A 19,717-nucleotide genomic window follows, 5' to 3' on the forward strand; every position below is an offset into this window, starting at 1 on the left:
ATGGGAGACAGAATATTTCTTTCATCGCCACATATGAGTGACGAAGGTTATGAAATGCATTATGTGAAGGAAGCCTTCGATACAAATTGGATTGCACCACTTGGGGAAAATGTAAATGGATTTGAAAGAGAATTAGCTATGAAAGTAGGATCTAATGCAGCGGCAGCACTATCTTCTGGAACAGCTGCAATTCATATGGCATTAAAAGCAGCTGGAGTAGGAGAAGGTGATGTTGTTTTTTGTCAAACACTTACATTCTCAGCTACAGCAAATCCAATCATTTATCAAAATGCTACTCCTGTTTTCATAGATAGTGATTATGTAACTTGGAATATGTGTCCTAAAGCATTAGAAGAGGCTTTTAAAAAGTATCCAAATGTAAAGGCAGTTATAGTAGTTCATCTTTATGGTCTTTCAGCAGATATGGATAAGATTATTGAGCTTTGTAAAAAACATGATGTTACTTTAATTGAAGATGCTGCTGAATCTTTGGGAACTTATTATAAAGGTAAACATACAGGTAGTTTTGGAGAGTATGGTATTTTTTCTTTTAATGGTAATAAAATCATTACTACTTCTGGTGGCGGTATGCTTGTTTCTAATGATGAAGAAAGAGTTTCAAAGGTAAGGTTTTGGGCTACTCAAAGTAGAGACCAGGCAAGACATTATCAACACAGTGAATTAGGATTTAACTATCGTATGAGTAATGTAGTTGCTGGAATTGGTAGAGGGCAACTTAAAGTATTAGATCAAAGGGTTCAAAAGAAAAGATACATATTTGATTTTTATAAGAGAGAATTAGGAAATCTTGAAGGAATTGAATTTATGCCTAGTAATGAGTGGAATGAACCAAACTATTGGCTAAGTTCTATGACACTAAACGGTAAGATTCGTCCAATAGATGTGATGGAAGCTCTTGAAAAAGAAAATATTGAATCTAGACCAGTTTGGAAGCCAATGCATATGCAGCCGTTCTTTGAGAAATATGATTTTGTTGGTACAAATGTATCAGAAAAACTTTTTGAGAATGGTATATGTTTACCAAGCGATACGAAGATGACAGAAGCAGATTTAGAAAAAGTTGTAAAAATTATTAAAGGGTTGTGGACAGCATAATGAGGAGTTCTAAAGTTGGCATCTATGGTAGGTTTATAAAAAGGCCGATGGATTTTATACTGTCTTTAATTGCTATTATAATGCTTAGTCCAGTGTTCCTTATAGTGGCTTTTCTTGTGAAAACAAGATTGGGTAGTCCGGTATTATTTAAACAAGAGAGACCAGGATTAAATGGAACTATTTTTAAAATGTATAAATTTAGAACAATGACAGATGAAAAAAATGAAAACGGTGAGTTACTACCTGATAGCGTAAGGCTTACTAAGTTCGGTAAATTTTTACGTTCGACATCACTTGATGAATTACCAGGGCTTTTTAACATTTTTAAAGGTGATATGTCAATTATAGGACCAAGGCCTTTATTAGTTCAATATTTACCTTTATATAATGAGCACCAAAAAAGACGTCATGAAGTTCGACCAGGATTATCAGGGTTAGCCCAGGTTAATGGTCGGAATGCTATTAGTTGGGAAGAAAAGTTTAATTATGATGTAGAGTATGTTGAGAACGTAAGTTTCATTACAGATTGGAAAATAATTATTTTAACGATTAAAAAAGTTTTTATAAGAGAAGGAATTAATTCAGAAACAGCTGCTACAATGGAATATTTTGAAGGTAGTAAAGTGAGGGAAAATGATGAGAGAAATTAATATTTTAATTTTAAGTGCGGGAAGACGTGTAGAATTAGTGCAACATTTTCAAAAAGCAATAAAAGATTTAAATGTTAAAGGTAATGTTGTAGCAGGTGACTGTTCTAATACGGCACCAGCCTTATATTTTGCAGATAGAACTTGTAAATTACCACGAATTAGTGAACCAAATTATATTAAAGCAATTATAGATATCTGTAATCGAGAAAATATTTCGTTAATTGTTCCGACGATTGATACAGATTTATTGTTACTTGCAGAAAACAAGGAATTTATTGAGGAAAAAGCGCAAGCCAAGGTATTGATATCTGATTCTAATGTTATTAAAATTTGTCGGGATAAAATTAATACACAAAGATTCTTAGAAGAAGAAGGTTTTGGAATTCCAAAAATGTATACAGATGAGGAATTGATTAGTGGGGAGAATATACAGTTTCCTTTATTTATTAAACCTAAGTCTGGGAGTTCAAGTGTTAATACATTTAAAGTAAATAATTTAGCTGAATTAAAGACATATAAAAGCTTTATTAATGATCCTCTGATTCAAGATTTTATGGAAGGAGAAGAATTTACGGTTGATGTATTTTTAGATTTTCAAGGGAATGTAATTACAGTAGTCCCAAGATTAAGGATGGCTACACGTAGTGGTGAAATTTCAAAAGGTAAAATCGTGAAAGATAGAGAGATTATTAATGATGTGACTAAATTAATGAAGACGCTCAAACCAATTGGACATATAACTGTCCAACTTATGAAGACAAAGAAGGGGATTGAGTACATTGAAATCAATCCAAGATTCGGTGGGGGAGCTCCAATGAGTATTCAAAGTGGTGCTGATTCATGCGGAAATCTTCTACGCTTATTAATGGGTGAAAAATTAAATTATAGTGAAGATTATCGGGAAAATCTTACATTTATTAGATTTGATAGTAGTATATGTTTAGATGAAAATATGGAGCTAGTAAAATGATTAAAGCAGTTATATTTGATTTAGATGATACCCTTATTTCCGAGAGAAGATATATTGAAAGCGGTTATAAACATATTTCAAAATTACTAAGTGAAAAGCTTCAAAAGGATGAACAAAAACTATATCAATTATTAATGGATTTATTCAATGAAAACACTAGAAACGTATTTAATAGAGTGTTTGATACATTTGGGATTAGTTATACCCAAAATGAGATAATGGAGCTAGTGGAAGAGTATCGTAATCATACACCAATAATACAGTTTTTTGAGGATGTATTACCGTGTTTAAAAAACTTAAGGTCAAAAGGAATAAATGTAGGGATTATTACAGATGGTTATGCTAATGGACAGCGACAAAAATTAAAAGCATTAAAAGCATTTAATTACTTTGATGAAATTATTGTTACTGATGAGTTAGGCAGACAATATTGGAAGCCACATAGTAAGGCATTTGAAATAATGAAAGAGAAATTGGATGCTAAATTTGATGAGATGCTTTACATCGGTGATAACCCAGAAAAAGATTTTTATATTAGTAATATTCATCCTATACAAACAGTAAGGATATATCGCAATGGGGTTTATGGAAACAGAGAATATTTAAGTAATATTAAAGAAAATCATTCGATATATAGTTTAGATGAGTTAGATGCGATAGTAAAACAATAGATATAATTATAAATCAAAATATTTAATTTAAGTAATTTTAGCTTATCATAGATTACATTGTGTTAGGGAGAATAAAATGAAAAAGATATTAATACTTGCCAATAATGATGTTGGTCTATATAAATTTAGAAAAGAGCTTATAGCACAGATGGTGAAGGATAATGAAGTATATATATCGTTACCTTATGGTAAATTTGTTCCAAAACTTATGGAGTTAGGATGTAAATTTATTGATACACCAATTAGTAGAAGGGGAACTAATCCAATAACTGATTTTAAATTATTAATGAGCTATAAAAAAATTATTAAAGAGATAAAACCCCAAGTAGTTTTAACATATACAATAAAACCTAATATTTATGGTGGATTAGCGTGTAGATTAAGTAAAACTCCTTATTTGTCTAATATTACGGGGCTAGGTACTGCGGTAGAAAATAGAGGATTATTACAAAAAATCACTTTATTTTTATATCGGACTGCTTTGAAGAAAGTTAATTGTGTTTTTTTTCAGAATGAAGAGAATAAAGAGTTATTTAGGAATGAAGGATTGATTAATGGGGAGTATAGGTTAATACCGGGATCTGGTGTTAATTTAGATTATTATTCTGTATTAGACTATCCGTCAGACGATCTGATTAATTTTGTATTTATTGCAAGAGTAATGAAGGAAAAAGGTATTGATCAATATTTAGATGCAGCTGAATATATTAGAGGGAAGTATCCTAAAACAGTTTTTCATATATTAGGTTTTTGTGAAGACGCTTATGATAGCAAATTGAAAGAATTACAAGGTAGAGGTATTATTCAGTATCATGGGATGCAAAATGATATTAGGAAATTTCATAAAATTTCACATTGTACAATTCATCCTACATATTACCCTGAGGGAATGTCAAACGTTTTACTTGAGAGTGCTGCTTCTGGTAGACCTATTATTACTACTAATAGAAGTGGATGTCGTGAAATAGTCGATGATGAAATAAATGGTTATGTTGTGAAGCAACAAGATAGTAAAGATCTTATTGAAAAGATAGAAAAATTTATAGCGCTGGATTATGAAAAGAAAAAGAAAATGGGATTGGAAGGAAGAAAGAAAGTAGAAAAGGAATTTGACAGGCAAATAGTAATAGATGCATATTTTAATGAATTACAAAAAATTAAGACTATATTATAAAAAGATACTATTTTTGAGGAGCTTTTATATTTATGATAGAACAATCAGAAAAATTAAGTCCTGTATTTTCTGTTATAGTAATTGCAAAAAATGAAGAGAAAAATATAGAAAGATGTTTAAAATCTATAGCAGGTGTATTTAGTGAGTTAAATTATTCAAATGAAATAATCTTAGTTGATTCAAAATCAAGTGATTGTACTATAAAAATAGCGAGTGACTTGGAAATAAATAATTTAAAGATCATAAAAATATCTGAATCGACTATATATAACGCAGCATTAGGCAGAAATATAGGAAGTAAAAGAGCAGTAGGGAAGTATTTGTTATTTTTAGATGGGGATATGAAACTCTATAAGGATTTTTTAGAAACAGGTCTAAAGGAACTTAATGAAAAAGCATGTGCAGGTTTAATTGGCATAAGGGATGACCTTATTTTAAATGAAAAATTGAAAACCAGCCAAGTAATAAAGAATAAATATAACATAAAAACATTAAAGGTAGCGCAGCACTTTGGAGGAGCATTATTAATAAAAAAAGATGCTTTTGACGAAGTTGGTGGATATAGAAATTATATTAATGCATTTGAGGAACCAGAATTATATGTAAGATTAAAGAGTAAGGGATATAAAATTTATGAGGTTCCGGAAAAAATGATTGATCATTTTGATAAACCAGTGGGGAAAATAGGAAAGCTAAAATCAATATTATTCTCAAAAAGGGGATTTGGACTAGGACAGGCTATACAATCTAGTATAGAAGAAGGTAACTTAAAGTACACGTATGGGCATAAACCAATAGCTCAAGTTTTAGTACCGATTACGTTTGATTTTTTCTCGGTTATATTTATGATCCTTTCGTTATTAAATGCTCACCTTGTTTTAGTGTGCATTTTTTTTCAAATTCTGTCTTTAATAGTCTGTATATGTTTTTTTGATTTTAAAAAATTTATAGTTAGTAAGTTACTTTTCTTCCCAACTATAATAGGGACTATATATCGAACAAAAATTGAATATAACATTGAGAATATCAAATGATTATGTATTCATTGCTTATAATTAATTTAGATTACTTATTAATAGTTAATTAACGGTTAGATACAATTTTTACATTGAAGTATATTTTAATGTGAAAATTGTATCATAGCTTTCTGCTTGTGCAGGATAAATAAAGTAAGTAAATATGTTATTTCAGTGCAGTAACAATATATAAGATTTTTCTAAGTGAGGTTTAATTAAATGAAAATATTATTTATAGCTGGCCAAGCTATTAAATCAAATTCATCGGTTACCATGATGAATGTAGCTTATATACAAGGATTAGTAGAATTAGGTAATTATGTTAAGGTGATTACTTCTAAATTACCCGAGAATCATATAGCTCAAGATAATGGTTTTGAGTTACCTAAGGAAGTAGAGATTGAAGAGTACAGTATTAGTCCAACTTTTGATGCGTTGAGTAATAAAAAAGCTAAGAATCATAAATTTAAAAGTGTAAAAAATTTATTAAGAAAAATATATAATAATTTCTCTATATACGGAACTCAAAAAGCTTGGGTAAACAACGTTGAGCGTTTTTCTGATGAAGAGTATTATGATCTAATAATTTCATCCTCGGATCCGAAACATTCTCATTTGTTCGCTAAATATTTAATTGAAAAAGAGAAAGTTAGATATGGGAAATGGGTGCAACTGTGGGGAGATCCAATGTACCTTGATATAACAAGAAAAAGAAATTTATTAAATCATAGATTATATAAAGAAGAGGAAAATTTAATAAGCTCTGCAGATAAAATTATATATGTATCTCCCTTCACTGCGGAGAAGCAAAAGGAACTATTTCCTCAACAAAAAAATAAAATTGATTATATCTTAATACCATATTTCTCTATTGATAATCACTTATCTAATAATATAGAAAGGAATAAAATGACCTTTGGATATTTTGGAGATTATCACTCAGAGGTGAGAAATTTAGATCCTTTGTATGATGCAGCATTAGAGACAGGAGTAAATATGGTGGTTCGTGGAAATTCAGATAATCCTGCGAAATCCATTAATAAAATTAATATAGGCAGTAGGATACCAATTAAAGAGCTTAATGAAATTGAGAAAAATACTGATGTATTTGTACATCTTTGTAATTTAACTGGTACTCAGATTCCTGCAAAAGTATACTATTATTCAGGTACGACAAAGCCAATATTATTTATATTAGACGGGGATTCAGCAAAAATAAAGGAGTTTTATTCTAAATACAATAGATATGTTTTCTGTGAAAATAATAAAGAAGATATTATTAAAGCAATAAATAAAATTAGAAATAATGATTACCCTAAAGAAATGATGAGAGTAGTAGATGAGCTTTCCCCTGCCTTTATTGTGAAAGATTTGTTATCAAAAGTAGAAGCGATGTCAAATTGATGAGTAGTAATGTAAAGATTAGTATAATAATTCCAGTTTATAATGTTGAAAATTATGTAGGGCGATGCATAGAATCTATATGTAATCAGACACTTAAAGAAATTGAAGTAATAGTAGTAAATGATGGTTCAACCGATAGATCTTTAGAGATAGTGGATAGCTATAGGGATTTAGATAGTAGGGTTATATGTGTAAATCAAAAAAATTTAGGGGTTAGTGCAGCACGGAATCAAGGGATAAATATTGCCACTGGAGAATATGTAACTTTTGTTGATGGTGATGATTATATAGAAGAAACTATGCTTGAAGAGATGTATCGAATGGCTGAAGAAGAACGGAGTAATCTAATTTTTTGTAACTTAAGTAATCAACAAAAAGTAAAGAGAATTGAAACAGTTCATTATGAAACATCAGAGAAGTGTATTGAAAATATGATTGATGGAGAAATGCCTAGAACAGCGTGTGGAATATTATTTTCTTTAAAGTTGATTAAGGAAAACGATGTTATTTTTGATACAGATATGCCCTACGGTGAAGATTTTTTATTTACAATTAAATCACTGCTGTTAACAAATGAAAAAATCGGAGTTTTATCTAAAGAATTCTATAGGGTAGAAGAAAGGGCAGGTTCTGCTACAAGGTGTTATAATGCTAACCGATTTAGGGAAATCTTATTATTAAATCAGAGAATACAAGTATTATTAGAATCAGCTGGACTATTTGACAAATTGAAAGAATTTCTTATGAAATATTATCTTCAAAACATTTTAAGTTCAGTTACTAATATAGTTATGTCAGAAGAAGCATTCTCAATAAAGTTAACAAGATTAAGGGAAGTAAAAGAAAATAATCATACAAAAAATATACTAAATCTCTATAGTAACATTGGAGTAAATAGGAAAACCAGTTTTAAAGTATTTTTATTAAAACATACAAATGCTTATTTCCTTTGGTTTTTTTATACATTTTATAGAAAAAATAAGGGCTGATTAAATGACAAATCAACATTACTCTTTAGGAAAACTTATAAGTTATATCTCAGCTATTACTGTCTGTCTTTTTCCTATATTCTCACCTTATGAAGTAGCTGGGCCAATTTCAATTGGAACAATTATTCTTTTAATTGGTGCCACTTTTTGTTTAATTATAGGTGGTAGAATAGTTGTTAATATTCCTTTTATAATTTTATTAGGAACTCATTCATTACTGTCTATAATAGCTTATTTTCAATTAGTTGAAGTAACTGGGACAGAGATGATTATTTGGAATATATCAATGGCAATAATTAACAGTCTATTAATTATGCAGCTTGTTCCATTCTATGAAAAAAAAATATTTATCAAAGTTTTAACCACTATGTCAATAGTTGTATCGGTATTTTTGTTCTACCAATTATTCCTAATTTCCGTTGGGAATATTCCACATAATGGTATGCTGTTTAAGGACCTGGTTGCAGAAGGGAAGTGGTCTACTTCATATATGAGACCAAATTCCTTTTTTTCAGAACCATCATATTTTGCAATTTATATACTTCCTATTTTAGGATGTATGTTGGCTAATAAGAAATATATAATTGCAATTCTATGTATTAGTGCATTAGTACTTTCTACTTCTACCCTTGGTATTGCCGGTGGTTTAATTATTCTTTTTATATATGGTGTTTGGAATAAGCGATTGAAGATGATTTTCTTTTTAATCACTGCACTACTCATAATAGCCATTATATGTGTTAAATATTTAAATTTAGATTGGTTATTAGAATTTAATGTGAATAAATCAATGAATATTAATGATAGGAGTCAAATAAGATTCGTAGGGTATATTGGCTATTTTGACCTTTTACCAACATTTAATCAAATAATTGGTGTGGGATTTGGTCAACTTTCAAACTATTTTAAAGGATATAATTTAACGAATTATAGTAACGCGTTTATTTTGGTGTTAATTAATTTTGGAATTATTGGATTGACGACCTATTTAATATATATTATTTGGTCTTTTTTAAATAGTAATAAAGAGGGATATATATTCATTATAATACTAGTATTAATTAGCTCAATAGATGCATTTATATATAGTGCAAATTTCTATTATATATTGTATTTTATTTTAATATCTACCAAAAATAAATTTGTTCAAATCAAAATTAAAACATAAAAAATTTATAAAAGTGAATATTTTTTATGTATGAATGAAGAGGGACGTTGTATAGGATGCGACGTCTTTCTCTTTAATTGTATTTATTTTTATGAATTTCGAGAGAAATCATGTCGCTGAAAAATAAATGCATTTGAAGGTTTTGAGCGTTTATTAATGGGGTTAGTTAGGTAGAAAATTTATAGTCTGATTATTGTTATTTAAAAGTATAGAGATTTGTTATGTAAGGGATTAAGTTGCCTTTTAAGAAATGTTTTTTAATTATTTTCTAGGAGAGACTTTTGGGAAGAACTAAATTCATTTTTATAAGATAATAAGGTAATCTAAAATATACAAGTGTGAATATTGATTTATTTTTCTGTCATATTATCATTGTGTATATTTGTTTTACGTTCATACTTTGATAAAAAATAGGGAGTGATCATAAGTACTATTCTTTATATCAATTATAATAATACTTAAAGTAGAGGTAATGTATTTTGAAAATTAATCAAAGAAAAGCAGGAGTATTATTATCGTATGCACTAACTGGGACGAACGCATTAGTAGGTTTTATATATATCCCAATTTTACTCTATTTTTTAGGGAAAGGCGAGTATGGTTTATACCAATTAATGGGTTCTTTTTTAGTGTATTTAGGTTTATTTGATTTTGGATTATCTAATACTGTAACAAGATATTATTCGAAGTATATCGCTTTAAAGGATGAAAAAGCTAAAGAGAATGTGCTTGCTATATCTACAGTTATTTATATTCTATTAACAATGATTCTGGTTGTTGTTGGAATTATTTTGTACTTTTATTTGGATAAAATTTTCGATAATGCCTTAACACCTTCTGAAATTGCTTCCGCGGAAAAGATTTATATCATAATTTTAATAACAACTGTAATAACAATATCAACATCAGTATTTAATTCGGTTATTACTGCTAATGAGCAATTTATGTTTTTAAAAGGTTTATCTATTATACAAACCATTATGCGTCCTATTATTGTCTTTGCTGTGTTTTCTATTGAAGCTAGTGCTTTAATTGTTGTGATAATTCAAGCGCTTATTAATGTTTTGGGAATAGCGTTGAAAATATATTATTCATTAAAAAAACTTGAGGTGAAAATAAAACTTCATTATTGGGATATTCCATTGTTAAAAGAAATGTTCCGGTATTCTTTCTTTATATTTATTACGGCTTTAATGGACCAAATTTTTTGGAGATCTGATCAGGTCATATTAGGAATAATTGTGGGTACATCTTCAGTAGCTGTTTATTCTATTGGCTCACAAATAATAATGAATTATATGACCTTGTCAACTGCGATGTCGGGAGTTTTTCTACCCAGCATAACTAAAAAAGTTACGGAAAATGTTTCTAATGATGAGTTGACGGATATTTTTATAAAATTAGGAAGGTTGCAGTATATCATCTTAGGGGCAGTATTAACTGGCTTTATTATGTTTGGAAAAGAATTTATTGATATTTGGGTAGGTGATAGTTTTAGTGAGGCGTATTATATTACACTAATAATCATGGTTCCTTTTACAATAGATTTGATTCAAAATATTGGATTAACTATACTTCAAGCAAAAAATCTCTACTCATTTAGGGCATCTGTATTTTTTGTAATGTCGTTATTAAATATAGTGTTTTCAATTCCTTTAGCAATTTATTATGGAGGAATTGGGACAGCTGTGGCGACAAGTACGTCGTATCTTATAGGAAATGGGTTGATAATGAATATATATTATTATAAGAAAGTAAAGTTAAATATAATCAAATTTTGGAAAGAAATGATAAAAATAAGCATTCCGTTAGTCATTACGTGTATTTTGGGAATATTTATAAATGAAATTAATTTTAACTCGCAGATATTATCATTTTTAATTAAATTAATGTTGTATGTAGTTACTTACATTTTAGTGATGTGGGCTTTAGGTTTGAATAAATATGAGAAAGAGTTAATTCTTGTCCCGTTAAAAAAGTTGAGAAGACAAAAGAATTGAATTTGATTGTAGTTAGGCTGGTTTTATCCAATGGACAAGAATAGTTTTTATTATCTATAGTTAAGCGATGGTAATATAGAAAATCGAAGAGGAAGGTTTATCCATGTATAAAATAGCAGTAGCAGGAACAGGATATGTTGGTCTAGTAGCAGGTGTATGTTTTGCTGAGGTTGGGCACCAAGTAACTTGTGTTGATATTGATGCAGAAAAAGTTGAATTAATGAAATCTGGTGTTTCACCAATTTATGAAGCTGATTTAGAGGAGTTAATGCAGAAGAATTATGCCGCTGGTAGAATTAAGTATACAATAGATTACAAGTCGGCGTATAAAGACGCAGATGCTATCTTTATTGGTGTAGGAACCCCAGAACAAGCTGATGGTTCTGCAAACCTTTCATATATTGCAACTGTGGCAAAACAAATTGCCGAAAGTGTAGAAAAAGATTGCCTTGTTGTTGTAAAATCGACTGTTCCAATTGGAACAAATGATAAAGTAGAGCAGTTTATTCAAGACTTTTTAGTTAATAATGTGAAAGTTGAAGTGGCATCAAACCCAGAATTTTTAGCTCAAGGTTCCGCTGTTCATGATACGTTATATGCAGAAAGAATTGTTATCGGTACAGAAAGTAAATGGGCAGAAGAAGTATTAACGAATCTTTATAAACCATTCCATTTACCTATCGTTTCAGTAAACAGACGTTCAGCTGAAATGATTAAATATGCCTCTAATGATTTCTTAGCCCTTAAAATTTCTTATATGAATGATATTGCAAATCTTTGTGAGCTAGTTGGAGCAGATATCCAAGACGTTGCAAAAGGTATGAGTTTTGATGAGCGTATTGGAAGTAAGTTTTTAAATGCAGGTATTGGGTTTGGAGGTTCATGCTTCCCTAAAGATACGAAAGCATTAGAATATTTAGCAAGACAAAATGGTTACGAGTTAAGAACAGTAAAGGCTGCAATTGATGTGAATAAAGATCAAAAGACTTTATTATACAAAAAGGCGAGTCATCGGTTAATTACTTTTAATGGTCTTAAAGTAGCCGTGTTAGGTTTAACATTTAAACCTGGTACAGATGATTTAAGAGAAGCTGCATCCCTTGAAAATATTCCTCTATTATTAGAGCAAGGTGCTGATATTTATGCATTTGATCCAGTCGGTGCAAATAATTTTGCGAAAGTGTATCCAGAAGGAAGCAATAAACATGGAAATATCACATACGTAACAAATATTGAACAAGCTTTAGAAGGGGCAAATGTTTGCTTTATCTTTACAGAATGGGGAGAAGTTAAGGCGTTAAATCCAGAAATGTATAAAAAATTAATGAGGACACCTCTAATTTATGACGGAAGAAATATATATGATATTCAGTCTATGCAAGAAGCGGGTATAGAATATCATTCTATTGGTAGAAAATCAACAAGTAGAGACCGTATAAAGGAGCTGTCTAATATTGAATTACAAACCTCTAAATAATGAAAAAAAATACCTTGTCACTGGAGCAGCTGGTTTTGTAGGATACTTTTTATCTAAAAGATTGCTAGAACAAGGTTGCCAAGTAATAGGTGTTGATAATATAAATGATTATTATGATGTGAATCTTAAATATGCTCGTTTAGAGCAACTAAAACCGTATGAGAAATTTACTTTTATTAAAGGTGATATTTCTGATAAGGATATGATTATTCAGGTCTTTGAAGAGTATAAGCCGAATATTGTTGTAAACTTAGCTGCGCAAGCAGGTGTAAGGTATTCTATTGAAAATCCAGATGTATATATTCAAAGTAATGTTATCGGTTTTTATAATATCCTAGAAGCGTGTAGACATTATCCAGTAGATCATCTTGTATATGCGTCATCAAGTTCTGTTTATGGTGCCAATAAAAAGGTTCCATTTGAGGAAACGGATTTTGTAGACAATCCAGTGTCACTTTATGCATCTACTAAGAAATCAAATGAACTTATGGCTCATACATATAGTCACTTGTATAAGATTCCAGCTACCGGACTTCGCTTCTTTACGGTATACGGTCCTATGGGACGTCCAGACATGGCGTACTTTGGATTTGCTGATAAATATTTTGCTGGGGAACCAATTAATATATTTAATAATGGTGATTTTGAAAATGACTTATATCGTGATTTTACTTATATAGATGATATTGTTGAAGGAATCCAACGTCTTTTAAGTAATCCGCCTAAAGGTGATGTGGAGCATAAAGTATTTAATATTGGGAATAACAATCCTGAAAAATTAATGATATTTATCGAAACATTAGAGAAAGCTTTAGGGAAGGCTTTAGGAAGAGAAGTTGTATTTGAAAAAGTATTTGAACCTATTAAACCAGGAGATGTACCAGCTACTTATGCATCAACAGATTTATTGCAAAAAGCTGTTGACTTTAAACCTGAGACATCTATCCAAAAAGGATTACAAGAGTTTGCTAATTGGTATGTAGATTATTATAAAGTAACATGATTAAAGGCTTGGTTACTGAGTAGAGAATATACTAGTTATAGAATTCCATTCTTAGTATAATAGACTAAATTAGTTTTAGTATTATCTGAGCGTTTATTCAGAATAAATGAAAGAAGAGGTCTATAGCAATGAAAAAGAAAATCCTATTATGGATATTAGGGATTATAGGGGTAATGATTATAGGTGGTGGAGTATATGCCTATAATGTGTACTCAAAAGTCTCAAAAACATTAGATGAAGTTCATAAACCATTAAAGCGTGATGAAGGTAATAAACAGGAAGAAAAAATCAGTAAATCAGCACCAGTTTCAATCCTATTATTAGGGGCCGATGAACGTGGTGAAGACAAAGGACGTTCAGATTCTTTAATGGTCATCACATTAAACCCTAAGAATAATTCAATGAAAACAGTAAGTATCCCTCGTGATACATATACAGAGATTGTTGGAAAAGGCAAAAGTGATAAAATCAACCATGCTTACGCATTTGGTGGTGTAGATATGTCTGTAGCCACAGTAGAAAAATTCTTAAATATTCCTATCAATTACTATATTGAAGTGAATATGGAAGGGTTTAAAGATATTGTCGATGCAGTAGGTGGAGTAGATGTAAATAATGATTTAGAGTTTACACAAAATGGTCACCACTTTGCTAAAGGTAATGTGCATTTAACAGGTGATCAAGCTCTAGCATTCACACGTATGCGTAAAGAAGACCCGCGTGGTGACTTCGGTCGTCAAATGCGTCAACGCCAAGTAATGCAAGCTGTTATTAAGAAAGGCGCAAGTTTCTCTTCTTTATCAAGTTATGGTGATGTGTTAACAGCAATCCAAAAGAACGTAAAAACAAACTTAACGCAAGATCAAATGTTTGATATGCAAAAGAACTATAAAGATTGTTTGAAAAATAGTGAGGATATCCAAATCCCAGGTGACGGCCACAAAGCTGCTGATGGTATTTGGTACTACTATGTTCCAGATGCTGCAAAACAAGATTTAACGAATAAATTAAGAGCACATCTTGAAGTGACTAAGTAGTATGTAATAACCCAACTCCTTTGGAAGGAGTTGGGTTTATTTTTGCGTGGATTTATATTAGTATTATATATTGTGAGATTAATAGATGAGGTGAATCGATGAATAAGAAAGCAGTACTTGTCCTTGTTATTTTTGTATTGTTTGTTGCTTCGATTGTGAGCGGTAAATTGTACTGGAATAAGAAGATTGCGAATGCAACAGGACAAACGAGTGAAGTAACGAAAACAAAGGATGAAGTGAAAGATAGCGGAGCGAAGAAAGAAGAGAAAAAGGAAGAGAAAAAACAAGATACAAAGTCATCTTTTAATGAAGCATATGCGAAGAACTTGCCAGATGCAGTGAAAGAGAAGTTAAAGAAAGCTGCTGAGGATAAAAAAGCAGTAAATCTTGTTATCGTTGGTGATGAAGGTTCTTCATCTGAAAAAGGTGCTTGGGCAGCTAAGTTAACGTCTAATTTAGAAACTGCTTACGGAAAAGGTTTATGGAATGTGACTGTAAAGGAATATAAGGGTGAAAGCACAGAAGAGTTAATTGCAAATAAGCGTGATAAAGAGATTGCGAAAGACAATCCAGATGTAATTTTATTTGAGCCACCATTTATTACTGATAACGGTAAAACTGGTAATGGAAACTCTGTCGCAAATACACAGAAGTTCGTTCAAGCACTTTCTACTAGTGCAAAGAGTGCTACAATTATGATTCAACCATCAAATCCAGTGTATGGTGCGAAAAATTACCCGAAAGCAATTGAAGCATTAAAACAATTTGCAACGCAAAATAATTATACATATATTGATCATTGGGGAGCATGGCCGGATGCATCGACAAAGGCTATCTTACCATATTTAAAAGAAGAATTCGGTTTCCCAACTGCTAAAGGTCATGAAGTTTGGGCACAATATGTAACGGATTATTTTGTAGCTAAATAATAAAAGGGGAGAGGGTATCGTCGACAAAATATGTTCGACAATACCCTCTCTTTTTTTATAGGATTTTTGCTATACTAAACTGTACTATAATACGTGGTGGAAGGAGGAGAATGATGAAAATACTTGTGGTTGATGATGAATCGAGTATTCGTAATTTGATTCGGATGCAGTTGGAGATGGAAGGTTATGAAGTATTGGCAGCGGCTGATGGGAGAGAAGCTTTGGAGCGATGGAATGAAGGGCCGGATGTATTGATTTTGGATGTTATGCTTCCGGATACGGATGGGTATGAGTTGCTTCGTTTGTTCCGTGAGAGGGATAGGGATATTCCGGTGCTTATGTTAACGGCAAAGAGTCAGATGAATGATAAGTTGCTTGGCTTGCAGCTTGGTGCTGATGATTATGTGACGAAGCCGTTTAATTATGCGGAGCTTATTCTTCGGGTTAAGAATATGGCGCGGCGTGTAAAGAAGACGGAGGCGGCTGTAAGTCATGAAGTAATTGAGGCTGGAGAGATAGTGATTTGTCCTAAGGAAAGAAAGGTACATGTGAGTGGACAAGAGATTCAGTTAACTTACCGAGAGTTTAATTTATGTCAGTTATTTGTTTCAAATCCGCAGCGTGTGTTTATGAGGGATGAGTTGCTTGAGAAAGTATGGGGATTTGAGTATATCGGAAATACGAGAGCAGTTGATATTATGGTGCAGAGACTTCGAAAGAAGCTTGGGACGAGCGGGGAATATATTAAGACAATTTATGGCGTTGGCTATAAACTGGATTGTTAAGTGGTGATGGTATGTCTTTAAAGCGAAATATGGTGTTCGGAATAGTTGGGCTGTTAATTCCGATTTTTGTTCTTTTATATGCAGTTGTTTATATTACGTTAGAAAAGAATATGTATCATAACGCAGCAGATTCTTTAGAAAAGTTAAGTGTAGAAGCACAAATTTATACGATGAATTATTTAGAGAAGGAAGCAGAAGTGGATACGCTTGGTCCTAATTCACTTTTAATTGCGTCGTATTTAGCGAAGCGTATGGATGTCCGTGTGCAGATGATTGGGAAGAATGGCGATGTTGTTGCAGATACACAAAAAGGAGCATTGCTTCACCGTAACATCGATATTGAGAGTTCCTTGAAGGGAAAGAAGTCTTATGTTTTTGAGGAGGCGGATCCAGCTCCTATTCTTTTGTTTTCAAGCCCGGTTTATTATGGAAACGATGTCATTGGAAGTATTCGTTTTATAAATGAGTTAACGGGTGAGAAGGAAGTTTTAACAAATGTGAGCTGGACTTTCTTAATGACGTCTCTTTGTTTAGTAGCTACCGGTATTTTCTTTGCGATTCGTTTGGCGAAGTCTCTTCATAAACCAATTGATCAGTTGAGACAAATGGCACAGCGGCTCGCGAATGGTGATTATAAGAGTAAGATTGAGTTAAATGAGTACGTGGAAATCGCTCAGCTTTCAGCATCTTTTAACGCGATGGCCGATGGAATTGAACTGCATATTAAGCAATTGCAGGAGGAGAAAGAGAAGCAGAAAGATTTCCTAGACCGCATTACGCATGAGCTAAAAACACCGCTAACGGCAATTATCGGTTATGTTGATTTAATTCCGAAGTTACAATCGAAAGAAGATGTACAGGAAAGTCTTCGTTATGTGGCTGTGGAAAGTGAGCGTTTATTATCACTTGTAGAGGAATTGCTTAAGTCTTCGAAATATGGGACGAGTACGTTTGAAGTGTCTCCTACAGTTGTGAACATAAAGGAATTGGCAGAAGAAGCAGTTTCAATTGTGAAGCCTCGTCTAAATCAGTTTGAAATTGCAGTGATAAATGAGTTAACGGATGTACATGTTGTTGCGGATTTTGATAAGACGAAGCAAATTTTCTTAAATGTGCTTGATAATGCAATTAAGTATAGTGATGCTTCGCACATTCGTATGAATGTAATTATAAATGAGCATGAGGCGAAGGTCTTTGTTCATGATGATGGCATCGGTATAGATGAAGTGGTGCTTGCAGAGTGGAATGAGTCTCCGAAAGGAAAGGCACTTCCTTCTAGTTACGGGAATGGTTATGGTTTGTATATTTGTCAGGAGATTATGAGTAAGCAGGGCGGAAGCATGCGGATTGAGAGTAGTGAAGAAATAGGTACTACAATATTCATTACATTTTTGCTTCCGAGAAGGATGGAAGACATAAAAAACTTGAAAGCGGTTAAATGATACATTTATGAAACAATTATGCGGTATTTTCGAAACAACGTTTTTTTATCTTGGAGGTAGGCAGAAATGAAAAGGCTATCATTTCAAATTCTTATGTTTGTCATTTGTATGATTGTTTCTCTTGTTTTGTTTTATGTTATGGAGAAGCAAATATATAATCGAATCAACATTGTAAATGATAAACAAGCCGTTTTACAAAGGGTGAATGAATCTCTTCCAATTGAAGTGAAAGTAAGACATGAAAAGTGGGGAGAAATCGTTGTAACGGATGAAGTTCGTTTGCATACGATTATTTCATTCTTTGACCGAATTCGAATAGAGCCTGGGGACGTTAAGAGCCAAGAACAAGTATTTACTGGAGAAGTAACGTACTTGAATGGACATAAGCGTACTTTTGCAGTAGGTGACTTGTTCCAGTATGGGGAAAATGTATATGGAAAGAATGGCATGGATCCGATGATTTCAGCACTTCAAACGTATTTATTAAGCCTGTATTACACGCCAGAGCGTATTAGTGATTTCTTTGCTTCAGCAAAGGATGTCGTAGTACGTCAAGGTGATGTGGTACGTACTATCAATCTTACGCACATACTTGATTCTATTCGATACGCAAAGCAAATTACAGATTACGGAGAAATTCAGAAGTTATTACAATCACAGAATGAACCGATTGCTTATATTACAGCTTATAAAACAGGTAAGCGTGTAAAGAATGATCATGAAGATATTCTTACGATTTCTGTGTATCCATCGTACTTTGTTGTGCAATATCTCGGTGATAATAACGGAAATGTCATGTATATGAAAGGCTCTCTAGCAGAGTTATTCGTAAAGGAGAATGCGTCATGAGAAAGATAGCCTTTTTCTTCTTTTTGCTAGTAATTGGAGGAGCGATGTCTAGTTGCTCTCGAGATACAACCTCTATTAAATATAGTAAAAATGGTCTCCCTATTTTAGATGATCGTCATATTGTTGCGTATGTAGCGGCTCGTGAGGAAGTTGGTGAAGCGTTACTGTCATCATTTTGTAAACCGCGCGGATGTACGTATGAATTTATTCGTCTTTCAACAGAAGAACTTCTTCGTAGAGTGGAAGAAGAAGCTGGAAATCCGAAGGCGGATATTATTATTGGCGGTACAGTAGATGCGCATCAAATGATGAAGCAAAAAAATCTTTCTATTCCTGTGATAAGCCAACATGCAAATCGTATTTCAAAGACTGTTAAAGATAAAGATGGTTATTGGTACGGTTATGAAGTGGAGAAGCTGGCAATTGCGATTAATAAAGAGCAGTGGAACGAGGAAATAGCGCCGCTCGGTCTCTCGTATCCGTTAAGATGGAAAGATTTATTGAATCCAGTATATAAAGGAAAGATTGTCATGCCCGATCCAAATGTTTCAGGTACAGCATATACGTTTTTTCAATCACTTATTGATACGTTAGGTGAAGAGGAAGCGAAGGAATATGTGAAGAATCTGGCAGAACAAGTTGGAGAAGTAACAGTGAATGGTTACATCCCAGCAGAACTTGTTGCGAGCGGTGAATATATGATAGGCATCAACTTTATGGGAGATCAGAGAATGCTTCAAAAACAAGGCTTTCCTATTTTAAGTAACGAACCTGAGCAAACAGGGTTATCCGTTAATGCGATTTCTAAACTAAAACGTGCACCGAGTGGTATTATTGCGGATTTATTTATTGATTATTGTTTATCAGAAGAAGCGGGTCACATTTTAGAAAAAGTGTCGTTTGGCGTACCAACGATGTTTGCGAAGAATGAGAAAGAAATAGAAGGACAGCCGGTTAGAAGGACGAACCAAAATATATCAAATAGCGGAATAATCGAGATATGGAATAGACAGCGTCTCTCTCTGAAGTGAGAAAAG

Annotated in this window: 18 protein-coding genes; all 18 read left to right on the plus strand. The window is 32.2% G+C overall.

Features of this window, described 5'->3' with window-relative positions; translation table 11 throughout:
• The 18 genes from ACTFRH_RS19425 to ACTFRH_RS19510 all read left to right on the plus strand — a co-directional run bounded on the left by ACTFRH_RS19425 (nucleotide 1) and on the right by ACTFRH_RS19510 (nucleotide 19,711).
• Nucleotides 1-1,116: a DegT/DnrJ/EryC1/StrS family aminotransferase gene (locus tag ACTFRH_RS19425; RefSeq protein ID WP_202822380.1), complete on the plus strand. Its 1,116-nt coding sequence runs from the start codon at nucleotides 1-3 to the stop codon at nucleotides 1,114-1,116.
• The gene (locus ACTFRH_RS19430; protein ID WP_277680424.1) at nucleotides 1,116-1,766 is read left to right on the plus strand and encodes a sugar transferase; all 651 of its coding nucleotides are present in this window, start codon (nucleotides 1,116-1,118) and stop codon (nucleotides 1,764-1,766) included. The genes ACTFRH_RS19425 and ACTFRH_RS19430 overlap by 1 nt, the downstream gene beginning before the upstream one ends.
• On the plus strand, nucleotides 1,753-2,736 hold the full coding sequence (locus tag ACTFRH_RS19435) for an ATP-grasp domain-containing protein (protein WP_202822379.1): 984 nt from the start codon (nucleotides 1,753-1,755) through the stop codon (nucleotides 2,734-2,736). The genes ACTFRH_RS19430 and ACTFRH_RS19435 overlap by 14 nt, the downstream gene beginning before the upstream one ends.
• Complete coding sequence (locus ACTFRH_RS19440) at nucleotides 2,733-3,407, plus strand: HAD family hydrolase (RefSeq protein WP_202822378.1); 675 nt, start codon at nucleotides 2,733-2,735, stop codon at nucleotides 3,405-3,407. Before ACTFRH_RS19435 ends, ACTFRH_RS19440 begins: the two co-directional genes overlap by 4 nt.
• A 76-nt stretch (nucleotides 3,408-3,483) precedes the next feature.
• Entirely contained in the window at nucleotides 3,484-4,581 is a 1,098-nt protein-coding gene (locus ACTFRH_RS19445) for a glycosyltransferase family 4 protein (RefSeq protein ID WP_202822377.1), read from the plus strand.
• A 32-nt stretch (nucleotides 4,582-4,613) separates the two neighbouring features.
• Nucleotides 4,614-5,615 carry a glycosyltransferase family 2 protein gene (locus ACTFRH_RS19450; RefSeq protein ID WP_202822376.1) on the plus strand — a complete coding sequence of 334 codons (1,002 nt, stop codon included), beginning with the start codon at nucleotides 4,614-4,616 and terminating at the stop codon, nucleotides 5,613-5,615.
• A 201-nt stretch (nucleotides 5,616-5,816) separates the two neighbouring features.
• Nucleotides 5,817-7,001: a hypothetical protein gene (locus ACTFRH_RS19455; RefSeq protein ID WP_043935861.1), complete on the plus strand. Its 1,185-nt coding sequence runs from the start codon at nucleotides 5,817-5,819 to the stop codon at nucleotides 6,999-7,001.
• Nucleotides 7,001-7,990 carry a glycosyltransferase family 2 protein gene (locus ACTFRH_RS19460; protein WP_202822375.1) on the plus strand — a complete coding sequence of 330 codons (990 nt, stop codon included), beginning with the start codon at nucleotides 7,001-7,003 and terminating at the stop codon, nucleotides 7,988-7,990. The genes ACTFRH_RS19455 and ACTFRH_RS19460 overlap by 1 nt, the downstream gene beginning before the upstream one ends.
• Nucleotides 7,991-7,994: 4 nt before the next feature.
• A complete protein-coding gene (locus tag ACTFRH_RS19465) occupies nucleotides 7,995-9,158 on the plus strand; it encodes a hypothetical protein (protein ID WP_202822374.1) in 1,164 nt (387 codons plus the stop codon).
• A 479-nt stretch (nucleotides 9,159-9,637) separates the two neighbouring features.
• Nucleotides 9,638-11,158: an oligosaccharide flippase family protein gene (locus ACTFRH_RS19470; protein ID WP_440048780.1), complete on the plus strand. Its 1,521-nt coding sequence runs from the start codon at nucleotides 9,638-9,640 to the stop codon at nucleotides 11,156-11,158.
• A gap of 103 nt (nucleotides 11,159-11,261) precedes the next feature.
• Nucleotides 11,262-12,635 carry a UDP-glucose dehydrogenase family protein gene (locus tag ACTFRH_RS19475; protein WP_202822372.1) on the plus strand — a complete coding sequence of 458 codons (1,374 nt, stop codon included), beginning with the start codon at nucleotides 11,262-11,264 and terminating at the stop codon, nucleotides 12,633-12,635.
• Nucleotides 12,613-13,638 (plus strand): NAD-dependent epimerase/dehydratase family protein, encoded by a 1,026-nt coding sequence (locus ACTFRH_RS19480; RefSeq protein WP_202822371.1) that lies wholly within the window; start codon nucleotides 12,613-12,615, stop codon nucleotides 13,636-13,638. Before ACTFRH_RS19475 ends, ACTFRH_RS19480 begins: the two co-directional genes overlap by 23 nt.
• 128 nt (nucleotides 13,639-13,766) lie before the next feature.
• Nucleotides 13,767-14,675, plus strand: coding sequence for a polyisoprenyl-teichoic acid--peptidoglycan teichoic acid transferase TagU (tagU, locus tag ACTFRH_RS19485; protein ID WP_202822370.1), 909 nt, complete (start codon nucleotides 13,767-13,769; stop codon nucleotides 14,673-14,675).
• Between the two features lie 98 nt (nucleotides 14,676-14,773).
• Nucleotides 14,774-15,604 carry an SGNH/GDSL hydrolase family protein gene (locus tag ACTFRH_RS19490; protein WP_202822369.1) on the plus strand — a complete coding sequence of 277 codons (831 nt, stop codon included), beginning with the start codon at nucleotides 14,774-14,776 and terminating at the stop codon, nucleotides 15,602-15,604.
• Between the two features lie 113 nt (nucleotides 15,605-15,717).
• Nucleotides 15,718-16,389, plus strand: a complete 672-nt coding sequence (locus tag ACTFRH_RS19495; protein WP_000699553.1) for a response regulator transcription factor — start codon at nucleotides 15,718-15,720, stop codon at nucleotides 16,387-16,389.
• An 11-nt stretch (nucleotides 16,390-16,400) separates the two neighbouring features.
• Nucleotides 16,401-17,831, plus strand: coding sequence for a HAMP domain-containing sensor histidine kinase (locus ACTFRH_RS19500; RefSeq protein WP_000054017.1), 1,431 nt, complete (start codon nucleotides 16,401-16,403; stop codon nucleotides 17,829-17,831).
• A gap of 66 nt (nucleotides 17,832-17,897) precedes the next feature.
• On the plus strand, nucleotides 17,898-18,680 hold the full coding sequence (locus tag ACTFRH_RS19505; protein WP_000826612.1) for a DUF3919 family protein: 783 nt from the start codon (nucleotides 17,898-17,900) through the stop codon (nucleotides 18,678-18,680).
• Nucleotides 18,677-19,711, plus strand: coding sequence for an ABC transporter substrate-binding protein (locus tag ACTFRH_RS19510; RefSeq protein ID WP_202822368.1), 1,035 nt, complete (start codon nucleotides 18,677-18,679; stop codon nucleotides 19,709-19,711). Before ACTFRH_RS19505 ends, ACTFRH_RS19510 begins: the two co-directional genes overlap by 4 nt.
• Nucleotides 19,712-19,717: the final 6 nt, after the last annotated feature.

Source organism: Bacillus cereus group sp. MYBK216-1 (assembly GCF_051916495.1).
GTDB classification, from domain to species: Bacteria; Bacillota; Bacilli; order Bacillales; family Bacillaceae_G; genus Bacillus_A; species Bacillus_A thuringiensis_K.

Excerpts from the sequence above, each read along its gene's own strand:
- ACTFRH_RS19425 (WP_202822380.1), top strand. The coding sequence starts at position 1 with ATGGGAGACAGAATATTTCTTTCATCGCCACATATGAGTGACGAAGGT.
- ACTFRH_RS19430 (WP_277680424.1), top strand. The coding sequence starts at position 1,116 with ATGAGGAGTTCTAAAGTTGGCATCTATGGTAGGTTTATAAAAAGGCCG.
- ACTFRH_RS19435 (WP_202822379.1), top strand. The coding sequence starts at position 1,753 with ATGAGAGAAATTAATATTTTAATTTTAAGTGCGGGAAGACGTGTAGAA.
- ACTFRH_RS19440 (WP_202822378.1), top strand. The coding sequence starts at position 2,733 with ATGATTAAAGCAGTTATATTTGATTTAGATGATACCCTTATTTCCGAG.
- ACTFRH_RS19445 (WP_202822377.1), top strand. The coding sequence starts at position 3,484 with ATGAAAAAGATATTAATACTTGCCAATAATGATGTTGGTCTATATAAA.
- ACTFRH_RS19450 (WP_202822376.1), top strand. The coding sequence starts at position 4,614 with ATGATAGAACAATCAGAAAAATTAAGTCCTGTATTTTCTGTTATAGTA.
- ACTFRH_RS19455 (WP_043935861.1), top strand. The coding sequence starts at position 5,817 with ATGAAAATATTATTTATAGCTGGCCAAGCTATTAAATCAAATTCATCG.
- ACTFRH_RS19460 (WP_202822375.1), top strand. The coding sequence starts at position 7,001 with ATGAGTAGTAATGTAAAGATTAGTATAATAATTCCAGTTTATAATGTT.
- ACTFRH_RS19465 (WP_202822374.1), top strand. The coding sequence starts at position 7,995 with ATGACAAATCAACATTACTCTTTAGGAAAACTTATAAGTTATATCTCA.
- ACTFRH_RS19475 (WP_202822372.1), top strand. The coding sequence starts at position 11,262 with ATGTATAAAATAGCAGTAGCAGGAACAGGATATGTTGGTCTAGTAGCA.
- tagU (WP_202822370.1), top strand. The coding sequence starts at position 13,767 with ATGAAAAAGAAAATCCTATTATGGATATTAGGGATTATAGGGGTAATG.
- ACTFRH_RS19490 (WP_202822369.1), top strand. The coding sequence starts at position 14,774 with ATGAATAAGAAAGCAGTACTTGTCCTTGTTATTTTTGTATTGTTTGTT.
- ACTFRH_RS19495 (WP_000699553.1), top strand. The coding sequence starts at position 15,718 with ATGAAAATACTTGTGGTTGATGATGAATCGAGTATTCGTAATTTGATT.
- ACTFRH_RS19500 (WP_000054017.1), top strand. The coding sequence starts at position 16,401 with ATGTCTTTAAAGCGAAATATGGTGTTCGGAATAGTTGGGCTGTTAATT.
- ACTFRH_RS19505 (WP_000826612.1), top strand. The coding sequence starts at position 17,898 with ATGAAAAGGCTATCATTTCAAATTCTTATGTTTGTCATTTGTATGATT.
- ACTFRH_RS19510 (WP_202822368.1), top strand. The coding sequence starts at position 18,677 with ATGAGAAAGATAGCCTTTTTCTTCTTTTTGCTAGTAATTGGAGGAGCG.